The organism is Aquimarina sp. AU119 (genome assembly GCF_900312735.1).
GTDB classification, from domain to species: domain Bacteria; phylum Bacteroidota; class Bacteroidia; order Flavobacteriales; family Flavobacteriaceae; genus Aquimarina; species Aquimarina algiphila.
Window position 1 is genome coordinate 662,111 of sequence record NZ_OMPF01000014.1, and the last position, 15,194, is coordinate 677,304.

10 protein-coding genes are annotated in these 15,194 nt (G+C 34.3%); 9 read left to right on the forward strand and 1 reads right to left on the reverse strand.

All coding sequences use genetic code 11. The features are described 5' to 3' along the window. Positions 1-21 precede the first annotated feature (21 nt). Positions 22-1,212, reverse strand: coding sequence for a DUF5009 domain-containing protein (locus DK442_RS13685; protein WP_109436428.1), 1,191 nt, complete (start codon positions 1,210-1,212; stop codon positions 22-24). Positions 1,213-1,769: 557 nt separating this feature from the next. On the opposite strand from DK442_RS13685, the gene DK442_RS13690 reads away from it, so the two are divergent. The 9 genes from DK442_RS13690 to DK442_RS13730 all read left to right on the forward strand — a co-directional run bounded on the left by DK442_RS13690 (position 1,770) and on the right by DK442_RS13730 (position 15,037). Further along, positions 1,770-6,074 carry a PKD domain-containing protein gene (locus DK442_RS13690; protein WP_160114175.1) on the forward strand — a complete coding sequence of 1,435 codons (4,305 nt, stop codon included), beginning with the start codon at positions 1,770-1,772 and terminating at the stop codon, positions 6,072-6,074. Between the two features lie 22 nt (positions 6,075-6,096). Continuing rightward, the gene (locus DK442_RS13695; protein ID WP_160114176.1) at positions 6,097-9,708 is read left to right on the forward strand and encodes a DUF6443 domain-containing protein; all 3,612 of its coding nucleotides are present in this window, start codon (positions 6,097-6,099) and stop codon (positions 9,706-9,708) included. A gap of 2 nt (positions 9,709-9,710) precedes the next feature. Then, the gene (locus DK442_RS13700; protein WP_109436431.1) at positions 9,711-10,313 is read left to right on the forward strand and encodes a hypothetical protein; all 603 of its coding nucleotides are present in this window, start codon (positions 9,711-9,713) and stop codon (positions 10,311-10,313) included. A 2-nt stretch (positions 10,314-10,315) separates the two neighbouring features. Next, positions 10,316-10,750 carry a hypothetical protein gene (locus tag DK442_RS13705; RefSeq protein WP_109436432.1) on the forward strand — a complete coding sequence of 145 codons (435 nt, stop codon included), beginning with the start codon at positions 10,316-10,318 and terminating at the stop codon, positions 10,748-10,750. Between the two features lie 407 nt (positions 10,751-11,157). Next, positions 11,158-12,396: an RHS repeat domain-containing protein gene (locus DK442_RS13710; protein ID WP_160114177.1), complete on the forward strand. Its 1,239-nt coding sequence runs from the start codon at positions 11,158-11,160 to the stop codon at positions 12,394-12,396. Between the two features lie 3 nt (positions 12,397-12,399). Further along, entirely contained in the window at positions 12,400-12,741 is a 342-nt protein-coding gene (locus DK442_RS13715) for a hypothetical protein (protein WP_109436434.1), read from the forward strand. 100 nt (positions 12,742-12,841) lie between these two features. Next, positions 12,842-14,017 carry an RHS repeat domain-containing protein gene (locus DK442_RS13720; protein WP_109436435.1) on the forward strand — a complete coding sequence of 392 codons (1,176 nt, stop codon included), beginning with the start codon at positions 12,842-12,844 and terminating at the stop codon, positions 14,015-14,017. Between the two features lie 5 nt (positions 14,018-14,022). Continuing rightward, positions 14,023-14,574 carry a hypothetical protein gene (locus DK442_RS13725; protein WP_160114178.1) on the forward strand — a complete coding sequence of 184 codons (552 nt, stop codon included), beginning with the start codon at positions 14,023-14,025 and terminating at the stop codon, positions 14,572-14,574. A 16-nt stretch (positions 14,575-14,590) separates the two neighbouring features. Further along, on the forward strand, positions 14,591-15,037 hold the full coding sequence (locus DK442_RS13730) for a hypothetical protein (protein WP_160114179.1): 447 nt from the start codon (positions 14,591-14,593) through the stop codon (positions 15,035-15,037). Positions 15,038-15,194 lie beyond the last annotated feature (157 nt).

Below are 15,194 nucleotides of genomic sequence, written 5' to 3' on the forward strand. Positions count from 1 at the left end.
TATTCAATTGTATCTAAATAGTTATAAACGAAGCTTGATATGAACCTTATTAAAAAACTGTACAATGAATACCATAATTATAGTAAAAATCAAGGACCAGAGGATTCCCGGAATGCCACTGGTAAATGCCTCGGGTAAGATATGAATGCCGAGGAGCATATTTAGGTATAAAATAATTCCAGGGATAATATAAATCAATAATGGATTTGAAGCAGCCGGCATTATAAAATTAGACCATTGCACTATTTTTTTTACTTCGATTATATAATACAATAGGTAATATAGAAGTACACAAATCCCAGCAGTATATAAGCACCAGGATGGGGTTGCTCTAATTTTGGATACTTCAAAATACGGGCGTAATCCATATCCAATGGCAAATAAAAACACAGCAAATACAATAGCCTTAAGGTTTAGGATACGTTTTGAGTTGTTTTCGAAGAAAAATAGGGATGTAATGACTCCTGCAACGACAATTGAAGTATGCGCAAAATGACTGCCAATAACTCCTATCCAGGTAAACCCTTCTTTTTGATCCCATTGTGCAGCATGTGCTATATTGATCCCAATACAAATGACTAAGATAACCAACATTCCTATTTTGGTACCCTTAGTAAACCAATAAGCAATAAAGGTGATCAAATATGCCCACCCAATAAGTCCCAGAATCCCCCACCATTTTATAGTCATTCCGATCTCACCCGTATCCTGTACATATAGAAAATACATAATGATCAGAAGCCCTATGGCTCCATATTGCAAACTGTATTGTAACAGTTTAGAAAAGCTTTTGGAGTATTGATTCCAGATCGGAATAGGAAGTGTATAGGCTAGAAAACCCCATAATGCGATAGGAATAAACATTTCTGCTTCATTATATCCGTATTCTGCATTTACCATATAAAGACCCATAACTAATAGTGCAACAGTTCTTTTGATCGTATGTGTCCATATCTTTATAGAAGTTCCTCCCTTCTTTAATCGGGTATTTATGGCAAACGGAATAGACATACCTACAATAAATAAGAATGCCGGAAATACAATATCCACAAAAGTCATACGATCCTCTTCAGCAAGAGCATGTTTCATCCACAAAGGCACGTTTTGTACCCCAGCCAATTCATTTACAAAGATCATTGCAAAAATAGTAATCCCTCTAAATACATCTATAGATGTTATCCTACCAGTGTATAAATTCTCTTTAACAGTCATATACTGTTTTAAAACTACAGAAAGGTAAATAAATTGGAAGTATTAGCAATATAAAATTCTACAAACTACAGTAAAGAATAGATATTAAACAGGATGTAATGAATGAACGTAATAAAGACTTTCTTAATCCAATCTCAATAGCTTGATTTTTGAGAAAATTCACCTAAAAATTGAGCTAGATACGTATAAATTTCAATTATAAAAGAAGTTTTTTAAAAATACCAGAATAGTATGATGCTGCTTAAAGCCTTATGAAAACTAATGTTTTTAGTCTGTTTGATTGTTTTTATTCAAATTTTAACAAAAAAAGTCTTTAAAAAATTCTCAGTCCCGAAAAATGAAACTGGCTTTTACTATTCTTGTACAAGGAAAACAGAAAACATGGGGAAACCCGTAAAATTTTTGTTGAAAAAACATCGTTTTTTGTGCCGCTAAATACATGTTCGATTATGCTTTTCAAACATAATGATAGGCAGGGGATAGACCTGATATTTGAATATAGTTTTAGTCACAAATTCGTAAAGGGAAAATTAAAATTAGTCACAAAATTAGTATTTATGAAAAAACAACTTCTATGTTTTTTACTCATGGTATGTACTCTTACTATGGGTCAGGAAACCAATGCACCGAATCCATTACAGGAAGCCTTACAGGTTTTTCCTGTTTCACCAGAAGCGGCAAGTTTGGGAAAATATGGGGATATCCCGGTAAATTTAGCCTCGGGTAAGATCAATTATACCGTGCCTTTATACACCATAAAAGTTGGTGGTTTTGAATGGCCAATCTATCTCTCCTATAATTATGGGGGATTAGTTACCGAACAAGATCATGCGATGACCGGGATGGGTTGGGATTTGATGGCTAACGGAAGAATTACCAAGCAAATTAGAGGAATGGATGATGATTTTGGAGACCAGACCTATAAAGCCAGTACAATAATACCTTATCTTCAGGGAGCATTCGGTAGCCTTCCTTCAAATGAGTTCAGTGAAAAACAGTATGGCATCTTTAAAAACATTGCTGATAATAACTATGATGCAGAACAAGATAAATATAACATTAGTGTACCTGGTCTTGATGGTAGTTTTGTCTTTAATGAAATAGGAGATGTGGTATTTCTAAACCATAGAAATTATACCATAGAAAAGAATGGAGATATTTTTATAGTGACTAATGATAGCGGAATCCGATATCATTTTGAGATTCATGAAACAGGAACGCATCACTATAGTTCAGGTTCTGAGTCGGTGGCTCATACTTCACCGGTTAGTTATTTACTCACAAGAGTACAACTACCCAATAATAAGGGGGATGTTTATTTTACCTATGATCCAGCAGAGATTTATACCAAACGTGTATATTCTGAATCAGAAACCTCGGGATTTGCCATTGCTACAGAAACCCAGATGGGATATAAGGATAACACCCTAACCAGGCATCGACTTCAAAAAATTACGTTTCCCAATGGTGAAGTACGTTTTGATACTAGCAATGCCACCGACCAGGGGGTAGCTACTTTAGCACTTAATGGATTGTCAGTGTGGGATGCAAACCGGCAAATCATGAAGTATGATTTTACCTATAATGATGCTTCAAAAAACAGGAAAACACTTTTAGGGATTACCAGAAGTAATGGAGATGATATATTGCCATGGTATCAGTTCGAATATTACCCTTTCCCAAATACCCTTCCTGCAAGTAGTAATTATAAATATCAGGATTTTTGGGGATATTATAATGGTATTGCAGGTTCGCTATTATCTGCAGAAAGCAGGGAGATTGACGCTTTAAAAACGCGATCAGGAGCTTTAAAAAAGATTACCTATCCTACAGGAGGCTATAGTGAGATCACCTATGAACAAAATAGAGTCCTAGCTACTGGTGATGTTGGGACAGAGAATTGTAGCTATTCTCATAATAAAACGATTACCAAAATTATTAGATCAGAGATCGGAGTTTTTGACAAGGTATTAGATACTGTAATAGAGGTACCGGCAAACCAGATTGTTAGCGCGTATGCAAGAGTAGTATTAGGAGAAGGTGTAAATAATAGTTTTATAGGTGCTGAGGTAGATTTTGACATTACCACTGTAGGAGAGGCATGTACCTATGAGAATATAAATCTTAATTTTACGGCATATGGAGAAACTATTCCATGCGAACCAGGAGTAGCATGTCCCGATACCTACGAGGATTCTAAAAGCCAAACCGGTTTTTCCTCTGATGGACAAGTTCGTATTCATGCCAGGATAAGTACTCCTATTGGGACTAGTGCTTATGTACAGTATACTATAAAATATGAAGATCGCACCCAAACCGATGATCCCCATCCCTATAAATATGTAGGAGGAATTCGCGTTAGCCAGACCACAGATTGCGATGGTGAAGGTAACTGTAAAACTAAAAATTATAGCTACCGTTTAGAGGATGGTAAACACAGCGGAGTTTTGGCTGGTTCTCCTGCGGTATTTCAATATACCACCACCCATAGAAATAATCTTCATGTAGTTACCAAGTTACATAAAATGGCTAAGAGTATGTCTGATGTTACTAGTTACCAGGGGAGCCCGGTGTTATATAAGCAGGTTGAAATCATAGAAGAGGACGGTACTAATGGAAAAACCAGAAACCAATACTCGGTCTCTAGTAATGGAGCAATTAATTTTCCTTTTGCCACAGCCATAAATAACGATTGGAAAAAAGGAAAAATGCTTAAAAGCGAAGTGTTTAAAAATCAACAAGGAGCATATCTTATACAACGTGAAACTATAAACGAATATGCCGAGGTATACCCTTATGGCAGAAGTATTCATAGTACGATAAAAGCTTATGGGATGGTTGTAGGAAGAGATCAATTTAATCAATCAGGCGACAATGGTTCCAGCGTATCCCAAAATTCTGAAAGGGATTATGCTCATAATTACTATGTAGACTATCCTAAAGAACATAAGCTAATTAAAACCACTACACGAGAATTTTTGGATGATAAAATAGTGACTAATGAGACCTCGTATACCTATGATAATCCTTATGGTCAGCTAAAAACACAGACCACAACAGATAGTGATAACAAAACGTTGACGACCACCTATAGTTATCCTTATGATAAAAATAGTACAGTAAATAATCTTTTGGTAGCTCAAAACAGGATTACGACCCCTGTAGAAACACAGAGCAAAGAAAACACCACTATTCTTGGGACTCAGGTTACAGAATTTATCGATTGGGGTAATGGTATCGTGCTTCCCGGGATCACTAAGGTGGCCAAAGGAGGTGATACCCCAGAGCCACGTTTAACTTATCATAACTATGATGCCCAGGGGAATCCTCTAGAGGTTTCTCAGGTCGATGGGCGTCATATTATGTATGTCTGGGGATATAACAACACCCAACCCATTGCAAAAATTGATAATGCAAGTTATACGGGGATACCTGCAGCAGTAACGACACTGATCAATCAGTTAAAAACAACTTCAGATACAGAAGATACGGCTGCTGAAGAAACGACCATGCGTACTCTGTTTAAAAACCTAAGAGAGCATGCCTATTTTGCAAATGCACAAGTGAGCGGGTATACCTATGATCCATTAATCGGGTTAACCAGTATGACCAATCCACAAGGACAAACGGCATATTATCGGTATGATGATATGAACCGAATGCAATATGCTTTAGATCAGGATCAGCATGTGGTACAGCAAGTACGCTATAACTATCAAGGTCAGCAGTCTGATGCTTTGGGCGGAGTCATTATCGATACTCCTGGTGATCAGCCTAAGGTTCCTAACCAGCCTGCAACCTTTACTGCGAATACTTCTGGTAGTGGGAGTGCTAATCTATATACATGGAGTGTGAATGGTGCACAAGAACAATGTGGTAGTGGAGTAAGTTTTACCAAAACCTTTACTAGTGAAGGTACTTATGAAGTAAAGGTATTGGCCTACAATACAGAAACCAAACACAGAGTAAGTCATACCATGAGTGTAATAGTAAAATATCCTGAACTAACTACACCATTGGTTAATGCAAATTATACACATATTGTAAAAGGAACCAATGTTGATTTTAGTGCATCGAGCATAGGAGGTGGTACAGGTAACCTTCGCTATGAATGGTATCTCAATAACGTAAAACAAACATCGACAACAACTACCTTTAGATACAATCCTAATACAGCAGGAACTTATAACGTGTATTTTAAAGTGATTGATAATGAAAGCGGAAAATCAGTAAATAGTGCCATACGAAAACTATATGCATATAATCCTTTAAATACCCCCAATGTAAGTGCCTCAAAAGCACATATAGAGCGAGGAACAACTACAACATTTACAGCTTCTAATATAGGTGGGGGTTCAGGATCTCGAAGGTATGAATGGTATGTGAATAATGTAAAGCAAAGTGCTACAGGGACATCATACTCTTATCATTTTCCTACTTCAGGAACCTATACTATTAAATTTAAAGTAGTGGACTTAACCATGCAGAATGCAAATACTAAATGGGGAGCTAATAGCCCCGTCTTAAAAGTATATCCTAAAATGGTTGTCAGTACAAGCCAGTCTGCTACCTCGGTCTCAGGTTCTAGTGCAAGCGTATCGTTTAATGTAACAAGCATTTCTGGGGGATCAGGATCACGTCAAATCACATGGAGAGCCTTTAAAACTGTTAGTCCATCACAAACTGCTGGTTCAGGTACTGGGACACAATTTAGTTTTTCCAATTTTGCAACAGGGACTCATGAGTATAATATTACCGCTAAGGTTAAAGATAATCTAACAGGTAAAGAGGTCACAAGGCTTATGGTAGTCGTATCCAGTATTTCTGATGAAGATTGCCCAAATTGTGGACCACAACATTAATCCCATAAACAAAATATTTAAGATGATAAATAATAAAATTATATATAGCATAGTGATGCTACTTATGGGATTGCAAATACAGGCCCAGGTAGTGTTGTCTGATAAGAATTATGTCCATACCACTGTTCCTCAAACTGCAGTAAAGATTGCTGATATGGAGAATGTGAGTTGTGCCAATGCTAATGATGTAGATAACACCATCGAGAGTGTCACCTACTATGATGGTCTGGGAAGACCCATACAGCAAAGAGCCATCAAAGCCTCTCCAACAGGTAAAGATATTGTCACCCATATGCAGTATGATGCTTATGGTAGACAAGACAAACAATATCTTCCTTTTGAGGCGAACAATACTATTGGAAGTTATAAAACCGTAGATGTCAATATTGATATCAATGCGTATTATAAAAATACATATTCAGACGACTTTCCTGGGATTACGACCAATCTGGGAGATGTTAATGCCTATAGTGAGAGTGTATTTGAGGCTTCTCCTCTAAATAGAGTTACAGAACAAGGTGCACCCGGAAAAGCATGGAAAGCTGATCCCAACAGCGATACCGATCATACGATCAAATTTGATTGGGGTACTAATGCAAGTAATGAAGTAGTGAATTTTACTGTAACCTTTACAGGAGGTGATACCGAAAAGCCACAACTGGCACAAGAGAATCATTATGCTGCTGATCAATTAGTGGTAACCATCACCAAGGATGAGAACTGGACACCCGCGGATGGAGATGTACATACCACCAAAGAATATAAAGACAAACAAGGTAGAGTAATCCTGAAGAGAACCTATGCATCGACACCTTCAGCAACATCAGAAGCACATGACACCTATTATGTCTATGATAGTTATGGGAATCTTACTTATGTAATCCCGCCAAAGGTTACTAACAATGATGGAGTATCAAACACAGAGCTTGCTGAACTCTGCTACCAATACACATACGATTATAGAAATAGGCTCATCGAAAAGAAAATCCCAGGAAAAGGATGGGAGTATATCATCTACAACAAACTTGATCAACCGGTACTTACCCAAGATGCATTACTAAAACAAGACAACCTCTGGCTCTTTACCAAGTATGATGCTTTTGGGAGAGTAGTCTATACCGGATTAATAGAAAATGGAAGTACAGTAGCTTTACTACGTAGTCGAGTGAGTTCATCTACTTATGAAACTTACGAAACCAAAACAACAAGCCCAATCACCATTGCAGGGACACCAGTATATTACACAAATGATATGTACCCAGTAAGAATGTATAAGATCCTTACCATCAATTATTATGATGAGTATATTTTTGATATCGATGGATTAACCAATCCGGGAACTGTATATGGAAAATCTATAGATACCAATACAAAGTCACTACCCACCGGAAGCAAAATAAGGGTATTGGACACCAATGATTGGATTACTACAGTGACCTATTATGATGATAAATCTAGGCCTATATATGTAGCCACTACAAATGCATATCTAAACACAACGGATGTTATAGAGAGCAAACTGGATTTTACAGGCAGAGTAGAAGAAACCAAAACCAGGCATACCAAAGGGGGTAATGCTGCTATTGTAACCATTGATAAATTTACCTATGATCATATGGGCAGACTCCTTACTCAAACTCAAAAGATCAATACACAGGATACCGAGCAGATTGTAAGTAATACCTATGATGCCCTTGGTCAACTGAAACAAAAAGATGTGGGTGGCACTTCGACTCCGCTCAGTGGCAGCAATGGAACCCTGAGCGTAGTCGAAGGGTTACAAACCGTAGATTACACTTACAACATACGAGGGTGGTTAAAAAGTATCAATGATAGTGATATCACAGACAACATCCTTACATTAGATTCCAATGATCTGTTTGGTTTTGCTTTAGAGTATGACATAGGAGCTAATCCATTATACAATGGTAATATCTCAAGATCTTCTTGGCAAACAGCAAATGATAATGTAACCAGAAGTTATGCATATACTTATGATGCCTTAAATAGGATCACAAGTGGTATTAGCAATGATGGTAGATATAATCTAAGCAATATATCTTATGATAAAATGGGTAATATTATATCCTTAACCCGAACAGGGCATATAAATGAAGCTGCTACTTCTTTTGGAGTGATGGATAATTTAGGATACACCTATGATACAGGTAATAAACTGGTAAAGGTCGCAGATACAGCGAACAAAACTTTTGGTTTTAAAGATGGTAGCAATACTAATGATGATTTTTCCTATGATGATAATGGCAATATGATCACTGATCAAAATAAAGGCATCACAGGGATTACGTATAACCATCTAAATCTTCCCAAAACAGTTTCTATATCCAATAGCGAAGGAACAGGAAATATTACTTATATTTACGATGCTACTGGGGCAAAACTAAAGAAAATTGCTCCAAGTGGAAGTTCTTTAATAGACACTGAGTACGCAGGTAACCACGTCTATAAAAATGGTACTTTACAATATATGGGCACTCCAGAAGGATATGCAACACCCAATGGTAATTCATATCGATATGTGTATCAGTTTAAGGATCATCTGGATAATGTTCGTTTAAGTTATACTAAAAATGATGTAGGTAGTTTAGAGATCATTGAGGAGAGTAATTATTACCCTTTTGGACTACAACATAAAGGATATAATACTCAAATAATATCCGAGTATCCTTATGGATATAATGGGAAGGAAGAACAAAATGAGCTAGGTTTAGGATGGTTAGATTATGGTGCTAGAAATTATAATGCTAGTTTAGGTCGATGGATGAATATGGATCCACTAGCTTCTGGATATACTCCAATTTCTCCATATACATATGTTGCCAATAGCCCAGTTAGATTATTAGATCCAGATGGAAGGATAATTGGTGATGGCATTGAACTTTTTAATCGATTCAGGAATCAAGTTAACAATAAAAGAACTTCAATACAAAATACTATTGCTAACAGAACAAGAAGGGTTCAGAGAAGAATTGATAGAGCAAATAAAATTGGAGATACAGACAAAGCTGCTAGTCTTCAATCTAGTCTTGACTCTAGAAATGCTGATGATCAAGCAAGTATAGGTACCTTAAATACTATTGATTCAGAATTGAATACTTTAGAATCATCCAGTCAAGTATATGACATTGTTGCTAATGAAGAGTCACTTCCTAGCAGAGCGGGAGGCTCGACAACATTTAATACAGAAACAGGTGCAGTAACTGTTAATATTGGTAATGGAGGTGCAGGTGAAGCAGCTCATGAATTTAAGCATGCATTTCAGTTTGATGCTGGAGAATTATCATTTGATAGTTCAGGTCAAAGAGGTGGCGGTCTTTATGACCTTGTAGATGAATTTGATGCATATAAAAGAAGTACACTATTTGGGCATAGTATAAGAATGAATAGTCTTTCTGATGTTGCAGATGTGTATACTTCTATAAGAGATAGGAATTCACAATTAACACTTTCAACTCGTTCTATCGACATACCAGGAGTAGCAACAAATGGACAACAGCTAAGAAGTCACCTTAGAAGTAATGGAAATCAAGGAAGAAAACCAGGACAATATTTTAAAGGATGGAGAAGTTATTATATTTTGGGCTCATTTGATCGCTTAATTAAAAAATTATAAGAATGAAGAAAGTTGGAGAAATTTTAGTTTTGTTGATTTTTTTGGTTGGATGCAAATCGACATTTGATTTCGATAAGGATCTTGAATTTATTTGTAAATCAGAAAAATCAACCACTACTCTTTCTTTATTAAAAAATAGAAAATTTCAATATAAAAATATAGAAGAACTCGCAAATCAATATTCATCTGGTATATGGTCATCGACTGAAGGAAAAATAAGTTTACTAAGTAATGAATATTTCAAAACAGGGATTATTTCTTCAGAAGAAAAAAATATTGATTCAAATGAAGTTACCATGGTTATTTTGGATATGGAACAAAATCCCATTCAAAATGTTTCAGTGGTAATCAACAGAAATGACAAAGTCAATTATCAATCAAATAGTAAAGGGATCTTGTCATTTCCATTTGAAAAAGTAAAAACAATATCTTTTTATTATTTGAGTGAGAAGTATAATTATGAAGTCAAAAATAGTGTAGCCAATCATTTTAAGTTAAATTTAAAAATTGATGATCGATCAACTTTATATTTTGATAATGAAATTTGGATTATTCACAATAATAAAATTATCAGCCCATCAAAAAGAATTTTTAAAATAAAATAATTATGAGAATACTGTTATTAGCATATTTTTTAGAGGCTTTTTTAATACCAAATAATATCGATGAAGAATGTGGTGATGGAAATGTGTATGTTGTTGAGAGACAAACGAAATTTGATAAAAGATTTGATTCCTACAAAAAAATTGGTGACAGCCCTTCATTAATTAATGGTGACCTGAATAAGGTAATTGAAGATAATTTAAAACTAAGTGACGAAGCAAAAAAAATAGTATTTCGTCTCAATTATATGTTTACAATAACGTGCGATGGTAAAATTAAAGATATTGAAATTATTGGTGAACCTAAAATGTATAATTGGACAAATTTAATTGAAATAGTTAAAAAGACTGAAGGTAATTGGATCCCAGCGAAGAAAGAAGGAAAGGAAGTAGATTGTGTTTATTTTTCAAAAAAAACTATCATAGGTAGTAAATATTAAATAAGCATTTTCATCCAACTTGATGACCATATGAACTCAAAAGGTCAATAAACCTACTCTAAGAACAGGACTTACGGAACGAAAGCAACAACAAATTTGATGGTTCTAGTGTTCGTTCCGTTCTAGATTGCGATTATATTAGTAAGCGGTAAGTAGTAATAGACAAATAAAAAAACAGTTATAGGTATTATTGTCCTTCGCTGTTCCATAGTATGTACTAGTGTCAGTTTACAACTAGTAGCATTACGATTGAAAAATAAAAATATAAAACAGTTACAGCTTTTAGCTGTAACTGTTTTAACCTCATTTCATAAAAACCCCAGCTAGCGCTCGTCTGTGACGGGTGCCGTCAAAGCTTGGTAGGCACAAAGAGTAAATAATAAAAGATTGATAAATCCACAGCATTAGTGTTGTGGATTTTTATTACAAATACAGCTGGAAATATTACTTATATTTACGACGCTACTGGAGCAAAATTAAAGAAAATAGCTCCAAGTGGAAGTTCTTTAATAGAAACGGAGTATGCTGGAAACTACATATATAAAAATGACCAATTACAGTATATGCCTACACCAGAAGGGTACGCAACTCCGAATGGTAGTTCATACCGATATGTATATCAGTTTAAGGATCACCTCGATAATGTTCGTTTAAGTTATACTAAAAATGATACAGGTACTCTTGAGATTATAGAAGAGAGTAACTATTATCCTTTTGGTCTTACTCATAAAGGTTATAACAATACGGTATCTTCTTTAGGGAACTCTACTGCACAACTATTGAAGTTTGGTGGAAAAGAAGAACAGAATGAACTTGGTTTAGAATGGTTAGATTTTGGAGCTAGAAACTATGATGCTACTTTAGGTAGGTGGATGAATATTGACCCTCTAGCTGATAATTATTGGGATTATTCTCCTTACAATTATGTAGCTAATAATCCTATATTATTTATAGACCCAGATGGTCAACGAATTGTTTTTGCATTTGAAAAAGATGATGATGGAAATAGAAAAGGAGAGCAAAGTATTAAAGATAATATAAATAATGGTCTTGGTGGTGGAGATATTGCTCAAATTGATAAGAATGGCAACCTCACTCTAAATCTTACTAAAGAACAGCGAGCTAATCTTTCAGAAGAACAATCGGAATTTTTAGGTGTTTTAGAAGAAGGTATAAATGCCATTGATGCAGATGGTAACAGTGTTGATGTTAATATAGGTATAGTTGAAGGGGATGATCGTATTGTATTTGCTGATTTTGGAGATAAAAAAGTTGATATATCAGATGTTAATAATGTAGGTAATGATCCAGCGCTAAATCCAAATTCGGTATTAGGTCATGAATTGAATGAGCAATATCAACTACAATTATATGGAAACAAAGACTACTCAAATGAAGATGGTACAGGTGCTCATGATTTGTCATTTAGTACCGAGGAAAAAATCACAGGATATAAAAGAGGAAAGACTAATTTTATAGAAAAGCCTACTTTTAAAAAGATAATAAGGAGAGGTGCGCCTGGGAGAGGTACATTTACTTATTATACAGCATCATATAAGGCTTCAGTTCCATTTACTAAGAATGGAAAAACTAGAAACGTAAATTATCAGGTAATCAATGGTAATGTTGTAAAAAAAGATAAATAAAGAATGAATAGGATATATATATTAATGCTTACATTGATATTTGCAATATCGTGTAAAAGTGATCAGCAAGCAGAAAAAATAGATCAGGATATTAACGAAAAAATGAAATTTATTGAAGATTTTGTCAATTTTAAATCAGATACAGTTGATGGCGAAAAATTATACTCAATAATTTCTTTTTTTGAACAATTAACAGATATAAAATCAGATGTTACTGAATCCTATGATCCAATATATCAACCTACACAAGAAAATTTGAAAAATTGGCAAGACTGGTATAAAGAGAATAAACACCTTTTGTATTGGGATGATCAAGAACAGAAAATAAAAGTCAAAAAAGAATGAAGTAGAAAACCTCCAGCTAGCGCTCGTCTGTGACGGGTGCTGTCAAAGCTTGGTAGGCAAAGAGTAAATAATAAAAGATTGATAAATCCACAGCAGCAAAATGTTGTGGATTTTTATTACAAATACAGCTGGAAATATTACTTATATTTACGACGCTACTGGAGCAAAACTCAAGAAAATTGCTCCAAGTGGAAGTTCTTTAACAGAAACCGAGTATGCCGGGAATTATATCTATAAGAATGATAATCTTGAGTTCTTTAACCATCCAGAAGGTTATGTAGAACCTGTCATTGCAAGCGGTAGCGCTGCAATCTCATCATTTGATTATGTATATCAGTATAAAGACCATTTGGGTAATATAAGATTATCCTATAAAGATGCTGATGGAGATGGAATTATTACACAAAACGAGATTGTAGAAGAAAAGAATTATTATCCTTTTGGATTACAACATAAAGGGTATAACAATACCATTACGGGTAGAGAGCATAACTACGGTTATAACAGCAAAGAGGAACAGAATGAATTAGGCTTAGAGTGGTTAGATTATGGTGCCAGAAATTATGATGCTTCCTTAGGTAGATGGATGAATCTTGATCCGCTTGCTAATAAATATTATCCTATATCACCTTATGCTTACGTGGCTAATAATCCAATAATGTTTATTGACCCAGATGGGAAGAGAATTATTTTACCTAAAAACAAACAAGAGAGACGCTTAGTTAGAAGAACTTTAAGGAAATTAAGAAGAAGTTCAAAAACTGCTCGGTCACATATTCGAAGATTGAAGAGAGATAAAAACCATGATGTTACCATAAAAGTGACTAATAACCCTAGAGCGGGAAGTAGGTTTATTTCTAAAAATGCAAAAGCATCTTCTACAAAAGGAGAAGGTAGTGGTGGTACGTTAACCTGGAACTCTAATGATACTACGTTTAAATCCGATAAGAATGTTGATGGAACTAATACAGCTTCTTCTTCGCGTAATCTTTTAGAAGAAGTTGTGCATGCATCCAGATCAGTTGCTGGAGAACAAGCCGAAGGTGATTCAAAGGCAAATTTAGGGAATGAATGGAAATCATCCTTTAATAATGCTAATGAAGAGGTTGAGACTAACGAAATAGTTAATGAATCATTAGTTGAAATAGGACAAGATGAAAAACAAAGAACAACTTATACCATGACTTTTTTAAAAAAGGATGAAAATGGAAGTATTGTAGATAAAAAGAAAGTTTCATTACCAATTCCAGTGACTAAAAAGGAAGAAGAAAAATAATAATTATGAAGAAGAACCTATTTCTCATTTTTTGCTTGCTTATTTTTTTCTGCAAAGCTCAAGATAAAAAACAAAATGACTTATCAGAAAGTTGTTTTATTCTAGAAGAATCATTTGATAATAATTCAATGAAGAAGTTTTTAAATACAACATCTTTTAAGAGAGATATTATTGATAAATTCATGGAAGATGAATCTGAATATTCTTATCTTTCAATTACTGACGATGATATTATCATTGCTTCTTTAGAAAATAAAAACTGGTCGGTTATTCAAAATGAAAGAGAATACATTTTAAATAAAACTAATTTAGGTTTTGATATAAAGAGCTTTACTGATCTTAAAACAGTGTATAAATTAGAATGCCCCGAGAACTTTGTAGTTTTTGATGCGGATATAGATTTTCAAGCAATATGGATTAAGGAAGCTGGTGAATTGAAATTTTTATATTATTCTACCAAATGTGACCAATTTTGTTTGCCTGAAAAAGAAAGAAAAAAAGTTTCCCTATTAATGAGAATTAATGATTTTTTTACATCAAATTCTAGTTCAGAATAAATCCGCGCGATCAGGAGTGAAACGAATATTTTTAATATTGATATTTTTAACTTATTGTTTAGTAGAGTCATGTGCAGTTAAGCCGAAACTTAAGTTTAATGAAAATTTAAACTACATAATTACTGATACATTGAATCTTTCAGGATATCTCATTTATGATGATAAATTTAAAAGTATTAATTTCATAAGGAAAGAGCAAGAAATCATAAAAGACAGTTTGAAATTTGCTAAACGAAGTTTAAATAATAAGGAAAAATATTTTTGGATGGAACCATATAAAGTACATCGATTTTTTAAAAATATTAATTTTTGTAGTATGGTAGATCAGGAAAAATATTATTTAAAAACTGAAGAATTGAATGGAGAGAGGTATCAAATACTTTTTATTTCTAAAGAAGATTTTATTTTAATAAATTCTGAGGATAACGAAAATAATAAATTGATATCCTTTAAGTGTTGGTAGAACACCCGATCGCTCGGATATGATAGCGCGGATTTGCAATCATAAGTGTTCGAAACCTTAAAATTATGTAATTTAGGGAGAAACTATGAAGGTTTCAGAAGTTTTAAATTATATTCCAAAGGATGAATTAGAAAAATTATCATTGGACTATAAAGTT